The organism is Hyphomonas sp., from assembly GCF_041398465.1.
Taxonomy (GTDB): Bacteria; Pseudomonadota; Alphaproteobacteria; order Caulobacterales; family Hyphomonadaceae; genus Hyphomonas.
This window is the reverse complement of record NZ_JAWKUS010000001.1, coordinates 959,967-978,523: the sequence shown is the minus strand read 5'-3', so window position 1 is coordinate 978,523 and position 18,557 is coordinate 959,967. Positions and strand designations below refer to the sequence as shown.

Below are 18,557 nucleotides of genomic sequence, written 5' to 3'. Positions count from 1 at the left end.
CTTATTTCTTCTGTTCCGTCACGAGCGAGACGCGCGTGTAACCGGCGGCCCGGATCTCGGACATGACTTCCATCATGATGCCGTAAGGCGTCGCTTCGTCCCCGCGCACATAGATCGGCTTGTCATAGCCTTCACCGATGATCGCCTGCAGCTGGGGCCCGAGCGTATCGACCTGAACCTCGGTGTTCTGGATGAACACCGCGCCGTCGGCCTTGATCGTGATCGCCAGCGGCGCATCGTTCGGGTCGGTCTGGATCGGGCCGGACTTCGTTTTCGGCAGGCTGATGTCCTCACCCCGCACCAGCATGGGCGCGGTGATCATGAACACGATCAGCAGGACGAGCATGACGTCCACAAAGGGCGTCACGTTGATTTCGGCATTCAGGGACCGGCGCCCGCGCCGTCCGCCTTTTCCACCGGAGCCAAGGATCATGCCCATGCGATCAGTCCCGTCCCGGATCCGATGCGCGGCGCGACAGGCGCACCAGCACATCCTGCGAGAAGGCGTCGAGCTGGTCGGCGAAGCGCGTCAGGTCGCCGGTGAACTTGTTGTAGAAAATCACGGCCGGGATCGCGGCGACGAGGCCCATGCCGGTGGCAAAGAGCGCCTCGGCAATCGGGCCGGCCACGGTGCCAAGGCTGGTGTCCTGCTGGGCGGCGATGTTGAGGAAGGCGTTCATGATGCCCCAGACCGTGCCGAAGAGGCCGATGAAGGGCGAGGCAGACCCGATCGTGGCGAGAACGCCGAGGCCGTTCCCGGCGCGGCCCAGCTCGCGGTCGATTGTGGCGCGCATGGAGCGCTCCGCACGGTTGACCAGAGCCGTTGCTTCACCAGAGCCCGGCGCCACGCGGCGGGCATCCGACCATTCGCGGGCCGCTGCCTGGAAGACACGGCTGGCCGCATCGGCGCCGCCCGAGCCCGGACGCATGTCGATGTCTTCTGTCCGGCCGTTCCAGAACGCGTCTTCGAACTGGCGGGCCTTCTTCCGGGCAGAGCCCAGCGAGAAGAGCTTTTCGCCGATCACGATCCATGACCAGACCGAGGCCAGGAACAGCATGAACATGACCAGTTTGACGACGGGATCTGCCTCGAAAATGAGGGCAATCAGGGAAAAGTCGGTATTACTGGCCGCTGTGCCGATCGCTTCCGATTCCATAGGACGAATGTGCTCCTTGAAGATGGCAGGCCGGCAGCCCGCAGATAAGGCTAGCGTCCCGTGGGAACGGGCGCGTTGTGCCCCTGTTTCTACAACAATTCCGGCAGAAACACGGCAGAGCGCCCTGATTCCGCAGCTTGTCTCCCGGCTAGGCGGGAAGGGTTAAGATTTTGTTCGATTTTATTAACCCTGCACGGGAAAGAGGCATCGCGATTTCGCCCGCCTCGCGCCATTCGAGTCAGGCCGTTTCCGCACCAGTCCAGCGGAAAGCAGCCAGCGTGTCCATCATTTCGCGGACCGGTCGGCGCGGGCGGCCATCGGCATGGATCATCACGGCGGTGATCTCGCCCTCGGCAATCACCTCCCCGTCCCGCAGGCAGGCCTGACGGAACAGGAAGCGCGGCCCGTCGAGCCCCAGATACCGCGTACGGATCTGCAGGAGATCATCCACTTTGGCGGCACGCTTGTAGTCCACCGCCACTCGGGTCAGCGTGAAGGCGGCCGGGTCTTCCCGGTTCAGCAGATCCTGATGTGACACGCCCGCATCACGCAGGCAGTCGGATCGTCCCCGCTCGAAGAAGCGAAGATAGTTCGCGTGATAGACCATGCCGGTGAAATCGGTGTCTTCGTAATAGACGCGGACCTCGATCCAGTGCTGGCGTTCAGCGTCGAAATTGCGGTCATCAAGGGCAGGCAGGCTCATGGTTCCGCCGTACCAGAGGCGGCGTGACCCGTCACCCCTGTTGCGCCCGGACTAGTCTGGCTGGACCGTCATTTCGAGAGGTGCTGCGTCATATCCGAGGTCTTCGGCCCGCGCCTTCAGTGTGTCCAGTATGGCTGGTTCCAGTAGCGGCGTCCGCGAGAGGATCCAGAGATACTTGCCATCCGGGCTGCCGACGAGCGAGGCGGAATAGTCCGGCTCCAGCGCGAGGATCCAGTAGTCCCCTTCGGCAAACGGCACCCAGGATGGTGCGAACTTCACCTTCAGCTGGCTGTTGCCAGACCCTTCAACGATACGCGCACGGCCCTCGGCCACCTTCTTCTTTCCATCGAGCGTCCCCTTGAAACAGGTATTGGTGACGGAGACCGTCCCATCATCCTTCAGGCCGTATTCCGCTGTCACGCCCGTACAGTCCCGCTCGAACCAGTTCGGATAGCGGGCAATTTCGTACCAGAGGCCAGCATAGCGCGTGAGGTCCACAGACGACACGGTCGGCGGGGCGGCGGTCTCATCGCGATGGTCAGGCTGGCTGGTGCAAGCCGCGAGTATCAGGGCGGCGATGGCAGGAACGGCGATACGCATGGGAAATCTCCTTCTCCCCCGGATACGCACAAAACCCCGCTCCGGTTTCCCGGCGACTGCATCAGCCGCCTTCGGTCGGATCCGTCGACGCCGTCTCCGACGCGTTCAGGCCTGCAAGGAAAGCGCGCAGGTCGCTGGCTGAGTCTTCGGCCAGTTCTTCCTGCGGCAGGTGACCGGCATTGGCATAGGTGACGAGCTTGGCACCGGGAATCGCGTCGGCAAATTTCTGTGCTGCCGCCACCGGGATCAGCTTGTCCTGCTCACCATGCAGGACGAGCGTCGGGACAGTGACCTTGGCCAGCGCTTCCTTCGTCGCCCGGGCACGGTCCCCTCCGCCAGACGTCAGCGCCATCAGTGCGTCGCGGTGACAAGGCGCGCGGGCGAGCGCGGTGTAGCGGTTGACCATGTCATCGGTGGCCAGGTCCGGATCGGCGAAACTGTCACGCAGGCCGTCACGGACGAGCCAGGTCATGTCGGTGTTCTTCATCAAGCGCCGGGCGACCGGGTTCGACAGCAGCTTGAAGACAAGCGGGTCGGTCTTTTCCTCTTGCGCGTTTTCCGGCCAGCCGGACGCATCGACCAGAACCAGACCCTCAAGCCGCGACGGATGGGCGAGCGCATAGGCCCACGCCACGCCGCCCCCCATGGAATTGCCTGCCAGGGTGAACGTGTCGATGCCAAGCGCACGCGTCACCGCATCGACCGTCTCGACGAATTGCTCGGTGCCGACCCGCTCGCCCTCAAGGCAATTGGTGAGGCCATGGCCCGGCAGGTCCAGCGAGATCACGCGATAATCGCGCTTCAGGTTTGCAACCCAGGGCTCCCACGTGTGCAACGAAGACGAAAATCCGTGCACCAACACAATGACCGGCGCGTTCCTTGGGCCAACATCGCGGTAATGCACGCGCAGGCCGTTCTCGAGGGGAAGGATGCGGCTGTCCGAGTTCGCATAGACGAGTTCTAGCCGGTCATAGCCGATATCGGCGCGCTGGAGGGCGAACCATCCAGCGGACAAAATCGCGACAAGGGTCAGCAGAACCACCAGAAAACGGCGCATACCCGTTTCCTTCCTCCCGGTTGATTTCTGAATCAGGTGCGCAGAGTAAGCGCGCCCGCTCCTGCTGTGTCAATTCCGGGACTCACCTGATGGCACAAACCGGACAGGCCGGATCGCGGCGCAAGGTAACTGTGCGCGATTCGCCGCCAAGGCCATTGATCAGCAGGACCCGGCCGACCAGCGGCTTGCCCGCGCCGGTGATCAGTTTGACGGCTTCCATCGCCATGGCCGTGCCGGTCATGCCGGTCAGCGCGCCGACGACGCCGACTTCATCGCAGGCTTCTGCGTCTGGCGGTGTTTCCGGCACCCAGCACCGATAGCACGGCGCCTCCGCCTGAAGGCCAGACGCAAAGACGCTCACCTGCCCGTTCCAGCCCGCCGCAGCGCCATGCACCATCGCCCGCCCCGTTGCGTGTGCCAGCTGGTTCAGCGCGTAGCGCGTCGGGAAATTGTCGGATGCGTCGATCAGGATATTGCCTGCTGGCGCGGCGCCCTCGCCGAACCGCCGGGACACCACATCCACATTGATGGAGGGATCCATCGCCTGCAGGCGCGCGGCGAGGATTTCTGCCTTCAGCCGGCCGACATCTTCATCCGTGAACTGAACCTGGCGCTGGAGGTTTGAGCGCTCGACCCGGTCATCGTCCCACAGTTCAATCCGGCCCACGCCTGCCGCAGCCAGATAAAGCGCGCACGGCCCGCCAAGGGCACCTGCCCCGATGATGGAGACATTTGCGGCGCGCAGCTTCTGCACCCCCGGCCCGCCGATTTCCTTCAGCAGGATATGGCGGCGGTGGCGGTCCAGCTCTTCCGGGGTCAGGCTCATGCCTTCGCCTCGCGGATGGCGGTGGAGGAAGACTTGTCCAGCGGACCTTTCAGATAGACCCATGCCGGCGCCGCCATATCCGGCAGCAGCGGGGCGTAGTCTTCGGGAATGCGGTCTTTCGCAAAGGTGCGGGCAAATTTCGAGTTGCGTGCACCGGGGCCGACGCCCGGCCGGGCGACAATGGCAATCGGCATCAACCGGGCGATGTCCTGCCAGCGCTGCCAGTAATGGAAGCCGACCATATTGTCGGCGCCCATCAGCCAGACGAAATCGGCCTGTGGCGCATGCACGGCCAGCGTCAGCAGCGTCTGCCAGGAATAGGTATAGCCCAGCTGCTTCTCGATATCGGTGACGATCATGCGCGGATGATGCCCCGCTACCGCCTCTGCCGAAGCGAACCGGGATTTGAAGTCGCCATGGTCCGTTTTCAGCGGATTACCGCGCGCAACGATCCACCAGACCCAGTCGAGCTGGAGCCGTTTCATGGCTGTCTCGGCAACATGGAGGTGCCCGGTATGGGCCGGGTTGAAGCTGCCACCGAACAGGCCGATGCGCAGCCCCTTTGCAGGACCCGGTAACCGGACTGGCCTCAAGGACGGACCTGCCCCTTGCCACGGACGAGATATTTGTAGGTCGTCAGCTGTTCCGCGCCCACCGGCCCGCGCGCATGGATGCGGCCCGTCGCGATGCCGATCTCCGCGCCCATGCCGAATTCGCCGCCATCCGCAAACTGGGTGGAGGCATTGTGCAGCAGGATCGCGCTGTCGACATCGGCGAAGAACTTGTCGGCCACGGCCTGGTCTTCGGTGATCACGGCTTCGGTATGGCCTGACGACCAGCGGGAGATGTGCGCGAGCGCGCCATCGATGCCGTCGACAACCGCCACCGCCAGGATCGGCGCCAGGTATTCCGTGGCCCAATCTTCTTCGGTCGCAGGTTTCATGTCCGCCACGATGGCACGGGCGCGTTCGTCGCCGCGCAGTTCGCAGCCGGCCTCTTTCAGCGCGTCCGCCAGTTTCGGCAGCAGCGTGCCGGCAATCGCCGAATCCACCAGCAGCGTTTCGGCCGAACCGCAAATACCGGTGCGGCGCATCTTGGCGTTGACGGCAATCGCGATCGCCTTTTCCGGGTCTGCCGCACCGTCGACATAAACATGGCAAAGGCCTTCGAGGTGGCCGATCACCGGCACGCGCGCATCCATCTGCACACGTTCGACAAGGCCGCGCCCGCCGCGGGGCACGATCACGTCGACATCCCCGTCCAGGCCAGCAAGCAGATGACCGACGGCCTCGCGGTCCTGCGTCGGCACCAGCTGGATCGCATCCTTCGGCAGGCCTTCTTTCTCAAGCGCGCCGCGCATCGCATCAACGAGCGCACGGGACGACAAAGCACTTTCAGAGCCGCAGCGCAGGATCGCGGCATTGCCGGAGCGCAGGCAAAGCGCGCCAGCGTCTGCCGTCACATTAGGACGACTTTCATAGATGATGCCGATGACGCCCAGCGGCACGGCAACGCGCGCAATGTCGAGGCCCGACGGCACGGTCCAGCGGGCGAGTTCCCGGCCAATCGGGTCCGGCAGGCCGGAAACAGCCTCAACGCCTTTGGCAATGCCTTCCACGCGCGCCTCGTCCAGCGCCAGCCGGTCGAGCATGGCCGCGTCCAGGCCCTTGGCCCGGGCGGCTTCCATGTCTGCGGCATTGGCGGTCAGGATGTCCGGCGCAGCGGCGCGAATGGCAGCGGCGATGGCTTTCAGGCCACGGGTACGGTCGTCAGCGGTCAGTTTGCCGAGCGCGCGAGACGCTGCCCGGGCATTGCGGCTCAGTTGCAGCATGGTTTCGGCGAGATCGGCGTTCGGAGCGGGAGTTTGAATAGTCATGGGCTTCAAGTGCCGCAAACGCGCGGCGGCTGCAAGGGTTCCGCCTGCAGCGGCGGACGCCTGCGCAGGCTAAGGAAGCTCTGACATAAGGGCCAAAGCCGGTCCTTCAAGCGAACCGGGCGTTTCGCCTGCAGACGCGGCGGAGGCGACATAGATTTCGTTGGCGAATGCATTGAGATTATGCCGCTTCATCAGGGCCGCTACCGAGCCATACACATTCTGGCGGAGCGGATCATCCGCCGGCCAGAGGCCGAGCAGCCAGCCCGTCCACTCTTCTTCCGAGAACATATCCCGCCGGGAAAGATAGACGACCGGCGCCGCAAGGCGACCGCTTTCGCCGAAGACATAGGCGTGCGTGGACGGTGCGACCTGCAGCGCCACAGCGGCGAGGATTGCTTCTGCCTGCGGTCTGGTGAGCGCCGGATTGAGTGAGAGCTGCATCAGCAGATCCGCCGTATGCGCCACGCCATGACGCCAGCCTTCAGTCTCATCGAAGCCCCGATAATCCGTCAGGCCTCCCAGATAGGCATGGGCGGACGCGATCAGTTCGCTGCGCTCAGCCTCGGTCATCCATGGCGAGATACGGTCTGTCCGGGCGACTTCGGCGAGGACGAGCGCTGCGAACGGCCCCCGGAAGCCTTTCGGATCCTCATCGGCAGCGGCGAGGTTCGACAGAAGCGACGCTTTCATCGCCTGCAGCATGTCCGGCTTGAGACGGCCAGCCCGCATGAGCTTGCTCAGGGATTCATAGGCGAAGCCATCGCGGACTTCCGGGTCCGGGTCTTCGAGACAGGGAATGAGATCGAGCGCGAACTTGCCGATGTTGCGCGGCGCGATCGTTTCCAGTGCAATCGCGCGGTCTTCCTCGGAAAGTTGGGCGAGACCTGCCGGTATGCAGGCAGGCGGCTGCGCATGCGCTTTCATCTGTCCGGCACTTAGGGCCGCCAGCATCAGGCAAACGAACACAGGCACGTTTCGGCTCATATGGGCTGCTCCCGTCTTTCCTGCAGGTTTGCCTACCGTGACCGGGCTGACAAGCGGTCAGATCCGTCTACAGTCAGGCCTGATAAAACACATGCCGGAGGAACCCATGATCGACACTGAGGCAATGCCCTTCCTGGCAGATGTCCCGCGCGTGCAGGCCCAGATGCGTCCCGAGGACGCCGCCTTCTGGTTCGAAGGCGAGACAACGACCTATCGCGAGCTGGATATCTATTCCAACCAGGTCGCCAATGGCCTTGTCGCGCTGGGTGTCGAGCCGGACGACCGCGTCGGTTACCTCGCCAAGAACACATCGCAATATTACGAGATGCTGTATGGCGCCGCGAAAGCCCGCGCCGTGATGACAGCCGTCAACACCCGCCTCGCCGCGCCGGAGGTGAAGTTCATCCTGTCCGATGCCGGGGCGAAGGTGCTGTTCGTTGGCCGCGACTTCTATGACATGGCCGAGCAGATCCGCGCAGAACTGCCTGACCTTGTGCAGATCATTGCCATTGATGGCGAACACCCGGAATGGCCGGACTATCGCGAATGGCGCGACAGCCAGAGCGCCGCCCTTTGCGGCCTGACCCCGAAACCGGACGATGATGTGATTCAGCTCTACACGTCCGGCACGACCGGCCTGCCCAAGGGCGTGCAGCTGACCAATGCGAATTACCGCGCGATGTTCAAACAGGCCGGCATGCTGGAATGGTCGACCTATGGCGTCGGCGAAGGCGTCATGAACGCGATGCCGCTCTTTCATGTGGCGGGCGTCAATATCGGCCTGCTCGCCACCATTCAGGGCGCCCGGACCGTCGTGCTGCGAGAGATCGACCCGCAAGTGATCCTCGGCCTGATCGAGGAGCAGGAAATCATGCACGCCTTCTGGGTGCCGGCGGTGATCCTGATGCTGACCCAGCAGCCGAACGTGCGCGAGGTCGACTGGAGCAGGATGAAGCAGATCTTCTACGGCGCCTCTCCGATTGCAGAGAGCCTGCTGCTGGAAGCGAAGGAAATCACGGGCGCGCGCTTCACCCAGCTCTATGGCCTGACCGAGACGGTCGGGGCCGGAGCCTTCCTGCCGCCGGAGGCGCATGACCCTTCCTGGGGCAAGCTGCGGTCCTGCGGTGCGCCCTATCCGGGCGCTGTGATCCGCTGTGTTGACGAAACCGGCGCGCCGGTGCCGACCGGCGAGGTCGGCGAGATCGTCATCAAGGCGGGCTTCGTCATGAAAGGCTACTGGAATCGTCCGGAGGCGACCGAAGAGGCGATCCGCGACGGCTTCTTCCACACCGGCGATGCCGGCTATTTCGACGAGGACGGCTTTCTCTATATCCACGACCGCGTGAAGGACATGATCGTGTCCGGCGGGGAGAACGTCTATCCGGCCGAAGTCGAGAATGCGATTTTCGGCCATCCGGCTGTCGCCGATGTCGCCGTGATCGGCGTACCGGACGAGAAATGGGGCGAAGCCGTGAAAGCCATCATTGTGGCCAAGCCCGGCGAAACGCCAACGCCGGAAAGCGTTATCGCCTGGGCGAAGGAACGTATCGCCGCATACAAATGTCCGAAGACGGTCGACATCATCGAAGCCCTGCCCCGCAATCCGTCCGGCAAGATCCTGCGCAAGGATCTGAGGGAACCCTACTGGAAGGACATGGACCGGCGGGTGGGCTGAGACGGGACACTTGTCTCGCCGGGAGACAGGGACGCCCCGGCACGGGCGTCCCGGCCTGGAACAGGGAAGCCGCCCGTCTGACGCTCCGCTGATGGTTACCAGCGCCTCAATTCAGGCGATACATAATCCATATAATATATGGCCGGTTTGGTCTTTCAGCCACTCCGCACACGTATTTTCCGTAAAATTCCTGCTATCCATGGCAGTTCCGATCAATTCGATCGATCGGCGAAAACTGACATAAAGGTTTCCAGTGAATTCTGGGGGCAATGTTCAGAAAAGCGGCGGGTCAGGGCTCGTCCGGAACGCCGCAGCAGGAGACGAACATGAAAGACTGGCAGATCTTTTTCTGGGCCGCCGCCTTCTTCAACTTTGCAATCGGCGCGCCACTTTTCATCTCTCCGGAGATCATGGTCGGCATGACCGGCACGGTGGAAGCCATCGATCCGGCGCTGATGAAAGTCACTGGCGCACTCATTCTGTGCTTTGGCGTGGTCTATGCGATTGTCGGCGGTGACCCGCAACGTTATCGCCCGGTCGTCTGGGCGGGCCTCCTCGGTAAACTGGGCGTCGCCTATGTCTACCTGCCGGACTGGTATCAGGGCTCCATCCCGCTCGCGACCACCCTGATTGTCCTGATCGACATGGGCTTCATCGCGGCTTTCCTCTATTTCCTTCTTCGGCCAGCCCAGAAGAAAACCGGGTTTCAGGCCAATCGTGCGGTGAGCTCGTAACGCAACCCATCCTTGCCGGCGCTACATCCCCACAGCACTGGCAAACATTTGCAGTTCGCTGCAATTGAACTGTCTCCGGAGTGCGCCTGCCCTGGCAGCTGACACTTCGGGGACTTTTTCTTTTCAGCAGTATCCTGAACAATGACAGCGCGCATGTGAGTGATCCCGCCAGTGGCAACAGGCGCTGTCCCGGACACTCTTTTCCTTCCGCTCTTAGTGGAAGAGCCGTACGTCGCGCGCGCAATACTCATCCCCCGCATACGTCCCTATGCGGCGGAAAGGAGCCTTGCAGTCGCCTGTGAAAAGGCGCGCACCTGCCAGGGCGGAACACCCCGGCACTGACCAGGCAAGGTGCCTTTAGTGGGCGAGCTTCAGCCAGTCGCGTGCAGCAGACAGCGCGATCTTCACTTCTTCCGAAGTCAGCAGCTCGGCCATTTCCTGGCGTTGGAATTTGGCGTCCTCGTGTCCGCGGGACGCGGCGAGGTTGAACCATTTGTGTGCTGCGACCAGATCGATGTCGGCATCGATCCCGGCGGCGCAGACAAGGCCGGCCTGGTAGAGGTCTTCTGCGCAAGCGTCAGCGCCCAGCAGGGCTCCTGGCGGCAATGGCATATCTGAATAGGGCATCTCGTTCTCCTGTCACCCATTTTCCCTTCCGGCCGGAGTTTTCTCCGTGCTTTCGGGGATCAACCCAAGGGTCACCGGAATGTCCGGCGACGGAGAAAAGAGTGCGCCTTCAGGTTTTCATTAAGGTTAACAGGAAGTGGCCCGCCGAATCACTTCGTAAACGGAAGGGGCGGCTTTGTTAGGATCCAGACGCAAAAACGCCCTGCAGACGGGCTGCAGGGCGTTCTCGCATGATGAGACGGTCAGGCTTTCGCCGTTACGCCGCAACTTTTTTCTTGGCCAGCGACTTTGCCAGTTTTTCCATGGCGTCGGTCTTGTCGATGTTTTCGACAGCCGCGAGTTCACGGGCCATACGGTCCAGCGCGTTCTCGTAGAGCTGGCGCTCGGAATAGGATTGTTCCGGCTGGTCTTCGCCGCGGTGCAGGTCACGCACGACTTCGGCAATGGAGATCAGGTCACCGGAATTGATCTTGGCTTCGTATTCCTGGGCGCGGCGCGACCACATGGTGCGCTTGATGCGGGCCTTGCCGCCCAGCGTCTTGAGGGCATCGTCAACCAGCTTGGAGCCGGCCAGTGCACGCATGCCGGAGGCTTCGGCGCGATTCGTCGGCACGCGCAGGATCATTTTGTCCTGATCGAAGGCAACGACGTAAACTTCCAGTTCCATCCCGGCGACAGTCTGCTTCTCGACCCCGGTGATCTTGCCGACCCCGTGTGCCGGGTAAACGACGCTTTGACCCACCCCGAACGTCAGTGACGCATCTGTTTTTTTCGCCATGTCGGATATCGCCCTTTTCTACGCGTATAAGAGCCGAAGAACCCCACCCCAGTCCGCTGTGTTTACGGTCTGAGTTAGGAAGTTGCAGCTCTTTTCATTTATTGCTCAAGCCTGAACACTATCACAAATCTGCAGCTTTTTCAACAGGTCTGCGCAAGCGTTAACCATGTATGAAGTTAACGAAGCGCCGGAAATCGTTAACTTTTCCTCAGTCCTGCAGCATTTGTTGGGCTTCCGGTAGGGTCCGGTCTTCAGTCGCCCGCGCCGGGATTGGCACTGAAGTATTTCTCAAGTTTACCCGTTTCCTGCGCAAACTCTTCGCGGTCGGCCGGCGGTTCTTTCATTCGCGTGATGTTTGGCCACGTCTTCGAATAATCGGAATTGAGCTTCAGCCATTTGCCGTCCGGGTCGTCCTCGGTATCGGGCTTGATGGCCTCGACCGGGCATTCCGGCTCGCAGACACCGCAGTCGATACATTCTTCCGGATGGATGACGAGCATGTTCTCGCCTTCATAGAAACAATCGACAGGGCAAACCTCGACGCAATCCATGTATTTGCAGCGGATACAGGCGTCGACAACGATATAGGTCATGGGCGGAAGGCCTCTTCAGAGGATTTTTGCAGGGGCGAAATGGCGCGCGCAGCGGGCGCTGTCAATGCGGCGTCCTGCACGGTGTGTTTAGCTTTATGCAGTGCGCCGGGCCTCGGCGCGCTGGCGAGCCCCTGCGCGGGCAACATCGTCCACATAAAGCAGCGAAGCGACATGGCGGATAAAGGCATCCTCCTCGTCAGACCGCTCACCATCGGAGAGCGCCACGCGGTAGAGCCCCTCGATCACAGAAACCCTTGTTTCCATTGGCAGTTTTTTCACATGGCGGGTAAAATTGAAGGAATCCACGGCCTCTTCGGCGAGGGTTTCGCCCTCGGAAATCAAACTGTCTACCTGATCGGCTTCCAGATCGAACGCATCCAGCAGGATCTCCGCGATCATGTCGCTTTCGATGTTCACATAAACGCCGTCGACCAGGGCAGCTTCGACCAGAAGTGCAGCAGCGGCCAGCTTCGGATCCATGTCCCGCTCTGCAGGGGTCCGGGACCGGAAGAGGTTTCGAAGGATATTCATTCAGGTCCGCCTTCCAATAGCCTGTAGAGCGCCTGGGCTTCAGCCGGCGGTCCGCGCCGGGTGCCAAGGTCCAGGATCTCGAAGCTGGTTATATGCGCCCCGCGCGCAAGGGTTACAACATCACCCGGTGTGATCACCTGGCCGGGCTTGTCGATCCGGCGGGTCTGGCCATTGTGTGACAGGCGCACCCCGCGTCCGCGCACATGGCCGGCTGCGAGAGACCGTGTCTTGAAAAAGCGCGCCCGCCACAGCCAGACATCAAGGCGCAGCGTGTCAGCCATGGGCGGGGCTCAGCTGAACGGAGTGTAGGTGAAGCTGCCTGCCTCCGGTGCGGCCTTGGCATTGCCGGCATCCGGCTTCGGCCCACCCTTTTTCTTGGGCTTGCGCTTCTTTTTTGGCGGAGGTTCCGGCGGCAGCAGGGCAGCGAGCGCGGCGAACGGGCTGTTCGGGTCCGGCTGGCGACTTTGCGGCGCGCCTCCGCGCGGCGGACCGCCCCTTCGGCCCTGACGCGGGCCGCCTTTGCCGCCACCCCGGTTGTCCCCTTGGTTTTCCGGGCGTTTACCCTGTCCGTGCCCGCCGTCACGGCGCGGCGGACGGTTCCCGCGAGGGGCGCCACCTTCATCAGGCCGCGAGCGCGCGCCATAGCGCCAGAGCGTGACGGCGCCCGTTTCCTTGTCCTTCTCAGCGGGAGCGATCCCGAAGCCTTTCAGCACGGCCGGCCAGTCGTCTGCCGGGCAGGACACGACCGAGGCGAGATCAATCGGAATGGCAAATGCATTCTTGCCGGCCTCACGGCGGCGCTTGGACAGTTCCCAGCCGAGACGCTCGGCAAGGTCTGCCCGCACGGCGCGCTTGCCGAAGCGGAGATAGCCGTTTGCGGCGAGCGCATCTTCCGGCCAGGTGCCGTCGAGCGCGAAAGAACCGGCCCCTTCCGGTGCCAGCGGGAAGCCTTCATCGGCAAACACGGCGCGCAGGATGGCGATCATGCGCTGGGCAGCAGGCTTCTGCGCGTCCGGCACATGGGCGGCGACGCGGCCGGCACGGATGCCGATGCCTTTCAGGGCTTCGCGCTGTTCCGGCGTCAGGCGGACAGACTGATCGTCATTTCGGAGATCCACCGCCGCGCCGCTTTCCAGCACGCGGAACGCAAGACCGCGCGGCAGACCGTCCAGCGTCTCGCCGGATTTTTCGGCCGACAGTTTCCAATGCACGGGCAGGACGCGCGCGATTTCGCTGCGCAGCCATTCCTCGATCCGCAGGCGGGCTGGTTCACGGTCGTGTGGTTCTGTTTCCGTCGCGCCGACAAGATCGACACGCGGGGCCATCCAGCTTGCGCCTTTCGACAGGCGCGCCACGGCAGCGCCGCCATGTTCGATCGAGCCATCATCGGCCAGCGTGAAGGCTTCGGACGGCGCCCCCGCAATCTGGCCGAGGCGCTCAAGCAGCATCGGGCGGATGGCGGCAGCGGCCGCACCGCGCACAGCCTTGCCTTCCAGGGTTCGGGCGTCCAGGACCGGTTCAAAGGTCAGGCCTTTCAGGCGGCCGACGATGTGGCCTTCGACGGTCACGTCGCCTTCCGGCGTCAGGTCAGTCACGAGTGCATCTTCCTTTTTCAGGCTGGCGAGCAGCGCTGTTGTTCTTCGGTCCACGAATCTTGCTGTCAGCGCCTGGTGGAGCGCATCCGACAAGGCGTCTTCTATCGTGCGGGTCTTTTCCTGCCAATAAGCAGGGTCTTCCAACCAGTCGGGGCGGTTGGCCGCATACGTCCATGTGCGGATGCTGGCAAGTCGCTGCTGCAATTTTGCGATGTCGCCCTCGGTGGAAGACAAATCGCCGAGGCGCCGCTCCATGCCCGCATTCGAAAGGCGCGCATCCGGGTCCATCAGCGTTTCGGCAAGGCCCAGCACCAGCCGGCCATGGCCTTCCGGGCCGAGCTTGCGGAAATCCGGCAGGCGGGCAAGGTCCCAGAGGCGGCGCACCTTGCGTGCTCCGGAGACTTCCGGCCCGATATGGCCGTCCTCGCTCATCCGGCGCAGCACCCATTCGTCCAGCGCATGCGGCGTATGGATCAGCACCGGATTGCCGGACGGCTTTTCCAGGCTGCGGATCAGCGTCTTCAGCGATGAGAAATCAAGATCGGAATTTCGCCACTGGATCGCATCGACCGGATCGAACCGGTGCGCTTCGATGGCACGCCATTGTTCTTCCTCGAAAGGCGGGCAATCTCCCGTTTCACCGAATTCGCCATCTTGTCTGAAGCGCCCGGCCCGGCCAGCGATCTGTCCGCATTCGGCCAGTGTCAGCGGCCGGTGGCGCCGCCCATCGAATTTCGAGCGCGAAGCGAAGACCACCCGGTCGACATCGAGGTTGAGCCCCATGCCGATCGCGTCCGTCGCGACGATGTAATCGACCTCGCCGGACTGGAACATCTCGACCTGCGCGTTTCGGGTACGCGGGCTGAGCGCGCCCATCACCACGGCCGCCCCGCCCTTCTGACGGCGCAGCAGCTCGGCGATGGCATAGACCTCTTCGGCGCTGAAGCCGACAATCGCCGTGCGCTTCGGCAGCTTGGTGATCTTGGTGTGGCCGATATAGCGAAGCTCGGAGAAGCGCTCGCGTGGCTCAGTTTCCGCCTGCAATTTCAATTCTCGCAAGAGGCCGCGCATCGTGTCGGAGCCGAGCAGCAGCGTCTCGTGATTACCCCGCAAATTCAGGATGCGGTCGGTGAAGATGTGGCCACGATCTTCGTCCTGGGCGAGCTGGATCTCGTCAATGGCAACGAAGTCGGTGCGCAGCTCCACCGGCATCGCCTCGACCGTGCAGATAAAGTATCGCGCCGTAGGCGGAACAATCCGCTCCTCCCCCGTGATCAGCGCCGCCGCAGCCTCACCCTTGCGCTCCACGACCCGGTCATAGACCTCCCGTGCCAGCAGGCGCAGCGGCAGGCCGATCATGCCGGTGCCGAAGCCGGTCATCCGTTCAATCGCGTAATGCGTCTTGCCAGTATTGGTGGGGCCCAGAATGGCCTTCAGGGAGGAAGTCATCGGCGTGAGGTGGCCGTATGGGACTGGGAAGTCAAGCGGCGCAGATAGCGGCATTCGCGACCCGCCCTTCCTTACGGGGTAACAAGGAAGGACGGGCTTACGCGACTGCCCTGATGCGGGCCTCTTTTGCCACCGGTTCCGTGGCCTTCACGGCGTGCGGCTGGAAGTGGAGGATTTCCCAGCGGCCGTCATGATGCTCGACGAGGGCCGAGCAGCTTTCCACCCAGTCGCCGTCATTCATGTAGGTGATGCCGTCGATGTCGCGCATTTCGGCGACATGGATGTGGCCGCAGATCGCGCCGTCATAGCCCTTGCGGCGGCAATAGTCCGCCACATGGCCCTCGAAATTGTGAATATGGTTCAGCGCCCGCTTGGTGCGCTTTTTCAGCGCCTGAGACAGCGACCAGTAAGGCATGCCGAGGCGGCGCCGGATGGCGTTCAGCTTGGTGTTCGCCCACAGCAGGAAATTATAGGCATGGTCGCCAAGGTGCATGATCCATTTGCGGTCGGCCCGCATCATGCCGTCGAACATGTCGCCATGCACGACGAGATAGCGTTTTCCGTCCTCGCCCTCATGCAGGGCGCGGTTCTTTACGCTGATATCGCCAAAGGCCAGCCGGAACTGCAGGAAGGCCCGCAGGAATTCGTCATGATTGCCGATGATATAGGTGACTTCCGTGCCGCGCTTCGCTGCCGTCAGGATGCGGCGGATGACGTTCGTGTGGGACTGTGGCCAGTACCATTTCTTGCGCATCCGCCAGCCATCGATGATGTCGCCGACGAGGTAGAGCTGCTGCGACGTATGCGTTTTCAGGAACGCGCACAGCGCATCTGCCTGGCACCCGGCGCTGCCGAGGTGCACATCGGAGATGAAAATCGCCTTGTAATCAGGCGTCGGCTGCGCGCGCGAGGAGGACATCCGTTGGCGGATAGCCTGATTTCATATGGTTTTTGTGACAATTCGCGTGCGAATATGTAACAAATACAGCGCGCTGATGGTTAATCAGCTTTCCAGCTCAACATCCCAGTAGAGATAATCCATCCACGTCTCGTGAAGGTGGTTGGGCGGGAAGCGGCGGCCGGTTTCCTGCAGCTGGTAATTGTTCGGCCGGAACGGCCGGCGCAGCAGGTGCATGTCCGTCTGGTTCATCAGCTTGTTACCCTTGCGCAGATTACAGGGCGAACAGGCCGCAACGATATTTTCCCACGTCGTGCGCCCGCCTTTGGAGCGCGGCACCACATGATCGAACGTCAGCTGGTCGTGCGTGCCGCAATAGGCGCACTGAAAGCCGTCGCGCAGGAACACGTTGAAGCGTGTGAAGGCCGGCGGGCGGTCCTGACGGACGAAATCGCGCAGCGCGATGACACTCGGCAGACGGAATTCCGTGCTCGGAGACCGCACCACATAGTCGTATTCTGCAATGATATCGACACGATCGAGGAAAACCGCCTTCACGACTTCCTGCCAGGGCCACAGCGATAGCGGATAATAGGAAAGCGGCCTGTAATCGGCATTCAGAACCAGGGCCGGCCGCCCGCTGGGCGGCGCCGTAAGAATCTCAGCCATGGAGACCCTCCATGCTGTAGAATCTGGAAACCTGTTGTTTGAACCGACTGAAAGCGCACGCTCCTCTTCGTTTCACCCGTTCATCTAGGCGATTCTTATCAAGAGAATATGACAGGGACGGCGTTTTGCAACGCTTTCCGGTCAGGCAGGCGGAACGCCCGCTTTGGCGCGCTCCGCGTTCACCCATCCCCAGAGAAGGTGCGCGGCAACGCCCCGGTGCGGACGCCATCGCTCCGCATGCGCCGAAAAGGCCTTGTTTTCCATACGCGCCTCATAGCCCCCAAGCCGTCTATGTGCCTCCATCAACGCGGCGTCGCCATGCGGGAAAGCATCGATCTTTCCGGCAGCATAAAGCAGGTACAAATCCGCCGTCCACGGACCAATCCCCTTCACCGCCAGCAATTCGGCGCGTGCCGCCTCCACGTCCGCAGCTTCAACGCGCGCAAGATCCAGCGCGCCTTCACTGATGGCGGCAGCGATTGTGTTCAGATGTGAGAGTTTCGGCCGGGAAAGGCCGCAGGCGCGGAGCTTTTCCTGGTCGCAGGTCAGCACACGGTCCGGTGTCACCTCGCCCAGGAACGCTTCCACCCTGCCCCAGATCGCATCAGCTGCGCGGGTGGAGACCAGCTGGTAGACGACCGTCCGCGCCAACAGCACATAGCTTGGCGCATGTGTCCGCCAGTCCGGCACACCGGTGGTCGCATAGGCGCGGGCTAGCGCCGGATCGATGTCGGACAAGGCCTCACAGGCCGACTGGATTGCCGCTCTGGACGGCGCGGTCACGACCGGTTGCCGGGCAGTTTGCCCAGCGGCACAGGGCCAACGAAGACTGTGTCGTCGATCACCGGCAGCGTCAGGAAGCCGCCATCGCGCGAGGCAGGCGCCAGCGTACCGAACACGATCTGCTCCTGCTGGCTCCAGTGGCCCGCATCGATCATCGCCTGTTTCAGGTCGTCGGAATTCTCTATCCGCACCTTGAAGGCGCCGTTCGAGCGGCCATTCGCCAGCGTGAGGTTTGCCTGCGCGCCAAGATCCAGCGGGCCCCAGTCCAGCAGCAGTTGCGCAACTTCCAGTTCGCCACCATCGGTGAGCAGCTGCGGCCACACGCCGCTTACCTCACGGCCCGCCGCTTCATAAGCCGGGAAGAAACCGCGCACTTCCCCGATCAGACGGGACGGCCCAAGCTCCGTACCCAGATAAGGCGCCGCGGCGGGCGCTGCGTCGAGTGCCAGTTTGTCCCACTGCATCGCAATCATCAGATCGTCCGGGCTCTCCGGGCGCGGGGCAAGGTTCAGCGACAGATTGCTAATATTGTAGACCTGCCCGGCGACCAGCGCCTGCGCTTCACCGGACTGGAAACCGAACCGGTTCAGGCCGGCCTTGTCCCAGGACAGGCTGAAGGCGGCATGGCCGTCGAAATCGACACTGTTGCGGATGCCATCCGCGCCTGTGATCACATGATGGCCTGGCATGCGTCCGATCATGTGGGTCAGGTTCCAGGCCTGCATCACGAATTCGAGGCGGTCGCCTTCCCATGAGGCTTCTCCCGGCCTGCCAGAATAGTTCGGCTGGTCCAAAACCAGTTCGAAGCGGAACGGGTATCCGCCCATATGGCGGCCGGCATAGGTGAACTCCGCGCCGCCCGCGTTCTGCTCTGCGATCCATGTATCCACGGACTGCTCGATCCGGCTGCTGGCGATCACCCACCAGGCCGACCAGGCCCCGATAGCGAGCAGCAACAAGATGAACGGCAGGAACAGGCCGAGGCGTGAGCGTTTCTTCGGGGTTGAGGGCGACGCCATATC

General features: G+C 62.7%; 21 protein-coding genes. 2 read left to right on the top strand and 19 right to left on the bottom strand.

What is annotated here, in order from left to right:
• Nucleotide 1 precedes the first annotated feature (1 nt).
• From R3C98_RS04845 to R3C98_RS04805, 9 genes are all read right to left on the bottom strand, one after another.
• Nucleotides 2–439 carry a biopolymer transporter ExbD gene (locus R3C98_RS04845; protein WP_034761129.1) on the bottom strand — a complete coding sequence of 146 codons (438 nt, stop codon included), beginning with the start codon at nucleotides 437–439 and terminating at the stop codon, nucleotides 2–4.
• Nucleotides 440–443: 4 nt separating this feature from the next.
• Nucleotides 444–1,157: a protein TolQ gene (gene tolQ / locus R3C98_RS04840; protein ID WP_371312984.1), complete on the bottom strand. Its 714-nt coding sequence runs from the start codon at nucleotides 1,155–1,157 to the stop codon at nucleotides 444–446.
• Between the two features lie 238 nt (nucleotides 1,158–1,395).
• Nucleotides 1,396–1,860: a YbgC/FadM family acyl-CoA thioesterase gene (locus R3C98_RS04835; protein WP_371312983.1), complete on the bottom strand. Its 465-nt coding sequence runs from the start codon at nucleotides 1,858–1,860 to the stop codon at nucleotides 1,396–1,398.
• 51 nt (nucleotides 1,861–1,911) lie between these two features.
• Nucleotides 1,912–2,460: a lipocalin family protein gene (locus R3C98_RS04830; RefSeq protein ID WP_371312982.1), complete on the bottom strand. Its 549-nt coding sequence runs from the start codon at nucleotides 2,458–2,460 to the stop codon at nucleotides 1,912–1,914.
• Nucleotides 2,461–2,521: 61 nt separating this feature from the next.
• The gene (locus R3C98_RS04825) at nucleotides 2,522–3,517 is read right to left on the bottom strand and encodes an alpha/beta fold hydrolase (RefSeq protein WP_371312981.1); all 996 of its coding nucleotides are present in this window, start codon (nucleotides 3,515–3,517) and stop codon (nucleotides 2,522–2,524) included.
• An 82-nt stretch (nucleotides 3,518–3,599) separates the two neighbouring features.
• Complete coding sequence (locus R3C98_RS04820; protein WP_371312980.1) at nucleotides 3,600–4,343, bottom strand: ThiF family adenylyltransferase; 744 nt, start codon at nucleotides 4,341–4,343, stop codon at nucleotides 3,600–3,602.
• On the bottom strand, nucleotides 4,340–4,936 hold the full coding sequence (locus tag R3C98_RS04815; RefSeq protein WP_371312979.1) for a nicotinate-nucleotide adenylyltransferase: 597 nt from the start codon (nucleotides 4,934–4,936) through the stop codon (nucleotides 4,340–4,342). Before R3C98_RS04815 ends, R3C98_RS04820 begins: the two co-directional genes overlap by 4 nt.
• Nucleotides 4,933–6,219 carry a glutamate-5-semialdehyde dehydrogenase gene (locus tag R3C98_RS04810; RefSeq protein ID WP_371312978.1) on the bottom strand — a complete coding sequence of 429 codons (1,287 nt, stop codon included), beginning with the start codon at nucleotides 6,217–6,219 and terminating at the stop codon, nucleotides 4,933–4,935. The genes R3C98_RS04815 and R3C98_RS04810 overlap by 4 nt, the downstream gene beginning before the upstream one ends.
• Before the next feature lie 69 nt (nucleotides 6,220–6,288).
• Nucleotides 6,289–7,203, bottom strand: coding sequence for a DUF2785 domain-containing protein (locus tag R3C98_RS04805; RefSeq protein WP_371312977.1), 915 nt, complete (start codon nucleotides 7,201–7,203; stop codon nucleotides 6,289–6,291).
• A 106-nt stretch (nucleotides 7,204–7,309) separates the two neighbouring features.
• Here R3C98_RS04805 and R3C98_RS04800 point away from each other — a divergent pair, with 106 nt between their 5' ends.
• Nucleotides 7,310–8,878 (top strand): long-chain-fatty-acid--CoA ligase, encoded by a 1,569-nt coding sequence (locus tag R3C98_RS04800; RefSeq protein ID WP_371312976.1) that lies wholly within the window; start codon nucleotides 7,310–7,312, stop codon nucleotides 8,876–8,878.
• Between the two features lie 326 nt (nucleotides 8,879–9,204).
• Complete coding sequence (locus tag R3C98_RS04795) at nucleotides 9,205–9,612, top strand: hypothetical protein (RefSeq protein ID WP_371312975.1); 408 nt, start codon at nucleotides 9,205–9,207, stop codon at nucleotides 9,610–9,612.
• 357 nt (nucleotides 9,613–9,969) lie between these two features.
• Here the strand turns inward: R3C98_RS04795 and R3C98_RS04790 are convergent, their stop codons facing one another.
• The 10 genes from R3C98_RS04790 to R3C98_RS04745 form a co-directional block, all read right to left on the bottom strand.
• Entirely contained in the window at nucleotides 9,970–10,239 is a 270-nt protein-coding gene (locus tag R3C98_RS04790; protein ID WP_371312974.1) for a hypothetical protein, read from the bottom strand.
• Nucleotides 10,240–10,495: 256 nt separating this feature from the next.
• On the bottom strand, nucleotides 10,496–11,017 hold the full coding sequence (locus R3C98_RS04785) for a CarD family transcriptional regulator (protein WP_321488073.1): 522 nt from the start codon (nucleotides 11,015–11,017) through the stop codon (nucleotides 10,496–10,498).
• Between the two features lie 251 nt (nucleotides 11,018–11,268).
• Nucleotides 11,269–11,610 carry a ferredoxin FdxA gene (fdxA, locus tag R3C98_RS04780; protein ID WP_371312973.1) on the bottom strand — a complete coding sequence of 114 codons (342 nt, stop codon included), beginning with the start codon at nucleotides 11,608–11,610 and terminating at the stop codon, nucleotides 11,269–11,271.
• A 93-nt stretch (nucleotides 11,611–11,703) separates the two neighbouring features.
• Nucleotides 11,704–12,141: a TerB family tellurite resistance protein gene (locus R3C98_RS04775; RefSeq protein WP_371312972.1), complete on the bottom strand. Its 438-nt coding sequence runs from the start codon at nucleotides 12,139–12,141 to the stop codon at nucleotides 11,704–11,706.
• Nucleotides 12,138–12,422 (bottom strand): RNA-binding S4 domain-containing protein, encoded by a 285-nt coding sequence (locus R3C98_RS04770; protein WP_371312971.1) that lies wholly within the window; start codon nucleotides 12,420–12,422, stop codon nucleotides 12,138–12,140. The genes R3C98_RS04775 and R3C98_RS04770 overlap by 4 nt, the downstream gene beginning before the upstream one ends.
• Nucleotides 12,423–12,431: 9 nt before the next feature.
• Nucleotides 12,432–15,185: a helicase-related protein gene (locus R3C98_RS04765; RefSeq protein WP_371312970.1), complete on the bottom strand. Its 2,754-nt coding sequence runs from the start codon at nucleotides 15,183–15,185 to the stop codon at nucleotides 12,432–12,434.
• A 97-nt stretch (nucleotides 15,186–15,282) separates the two neighbouring features.
• Entirely contained in the window at nucleotides 15,283–16,104 is an 822-nt protein-coding gene (locus tag R3C98_RS04760) for a UDP-2,3-diacylglucosamine diphosphatase (protein ID WP_371312969.1), read from the bottom strand.
• 84 nt (nucleotides 16,105–16,188) lie between these two features.
• Nucleotides 16,189–16,752, bottom strand: coding sequence for an HNH endonuclease (locus R3C98_RS04755; protein WP_371312968.1), 564 nt, complete (start codon nucleotides 16,750–16,752; stop codon nucleotides 16,189–16,191).
• A 141-nt stretch (nucleotides 16,753–16,893) separates the two neighbouring features.
• Entirely contained in the window at nucleotides 16,894–17,535 is a 642-nt protein-coding gene (locus tag R3C98_RS04750) for a DNA-3-methyladenine glycosylase (protein WP_371312967.1), read from the bottom strand.
• Nucleotides 17,532–18,554, bottom strand: coding sequence for a DUF2125 domain-containing protein (locus R3C98_RS04745; RefSeq protein WP_371312966.1), 1,023 nt, complete (start codon nucleotides 18,552–18,554; stop codon nucleotides 17,532–17,534). Before R3C98_RS04745 ends, R3C98_RS04750 begins: the two co-directional genes overlap by 4 nt.
• Between the last annotated feature and the right edge of the window lie 3 nt (nucleotides 18,555–18,557).

Coding starts and splice junctions, on each gene's coding strand:
- R3C98_RS04845 (WP_034761129.1), bottom strand. CDS start 439: ATGGGCATGATCCTTGGCTCCGGTGGAAAAGGCGGACGGCGCGGGCGC.
- tolQ (WP_371312984.1), bottom strand. CDS start 1,157: ATGGAATCGGAAGCGATCGGCACAGCGGCCAGTAATACCGACTTTTCC.
- R3C98_RS04835 (WP_371312983.1), bottom strand. CDS start 1,860: ATGAGCCTGCCTGCCCTTGATGACCGCAATTTCGACGCTGAACGCCAG.
- R3C98_RS04830 (WP_371312982.1), bottom strand. CDS start 2,460: ATGCGTATCGCCGTTCCTGCCATCGCCGCCCTGATACTCGCGGCTTGC.
- R3C98_RS04825 (WP_371312981.1), bottom strand. CDS start 3,517: ATGCGCCGTTTTCTGGTGGTTCTGCTGACCCTTGTCGCGATTTTGTCC.
- R3C98_RS04820 (WP_371312980.1), bottom strand. CDS start 4,343: ATGAGCCTGACCCCGGAAGAGCTGGACCGCCACCGCCGCCATATCCTG.
- R3C98_RS04810 (WP_371312978.1), bottom strand. CDS start 6,219: ATGACTATTCAAACTCCCGCTCCGAACGCCGATCTCGCCGAAACCATG.
- R3C98_RS04805 (WP_371312977.1), bottom strand. CDS start 7,203: ATGAGCCGAAACGTGCCTGTGTTCGTTTGCCTGATGCTGGCGGCCCTA.
- R3C98_RS04800 (WP_371312976.1), top strand. CDS start 7,310: ATGATCGACACTGAGGCAATGCCCTTCCTGGCAGATGTCCCGCGCGTG.
- R3C98_RS04795 (WP_371312975.1), top strand. CDS start 9,205: ATGAAAGACTGGCAGATCTTTTTCTGGGCCGCCGCCTTCTTCAACTTT.
- R3C98_RS04790 (WP_371312974.1), bottom strand. CDS start 10,239: ATGCCCTATTCAGATATGCCATTGCCGCCAGGAGCCCTGCTGGGCGCT.
- R3C98_RS04785 (WP_321488073.1), bottom strand. CDS start 11,017: ATGGCGAAAAAAACAGATGCGTCACTGACGTTCGGGGTGGGTCAAAGC.
- fdxA (WP_371312973.1), bottom strand. CDS start 11,610: ATGACCTATATCGTTGTCGACGCCTGTATCCGCTGCAAATACATGGAT.
- R3C98_RS04775 (WP_371312972.1), bottom strand. CDS start 12,141: ATGAATATCCTTCGAAACCTCTTCCGGTCCCGGACCCCTGCAGAGCGG.
- R3C98_RS04770 (WP_371312971.1), bottom strand. CDS start 12,422: ATGGCTGACACGCTGCGCCTTGATGTCTGGCTGTGGCGGGCGCGCTTT.
- R3C98_RS04765 (WP_371312970.1), bottom strand. CDS start 15,185: ATGACTTCCTCCCTGAAGGCCATTCTGGGCCCCACCAATACTGGCAAG.
- R3C98_RS04760 (WP_371312969.1), bottom strand. CDS start 16,104: ATGTCCTCCTCGCGCGCGCAGCCGACGCCTGATTACAAGGCGATTTTC.
- R3C98_RS04755 (WP_371312968.1), bottom strand. CDS start 16,752: ATGGCTGAGATTCTTACGGCGCCGCCCAGCGGGCGGCCGGCCCTGGTT.
- R3C98_RS04745 (WP_371312966.1), bottom strand. CDS start 18,554: ATGGCGTCGCCCTCAACCCCGAAGAAACGCTCACGCCTCGGCCTGTTC.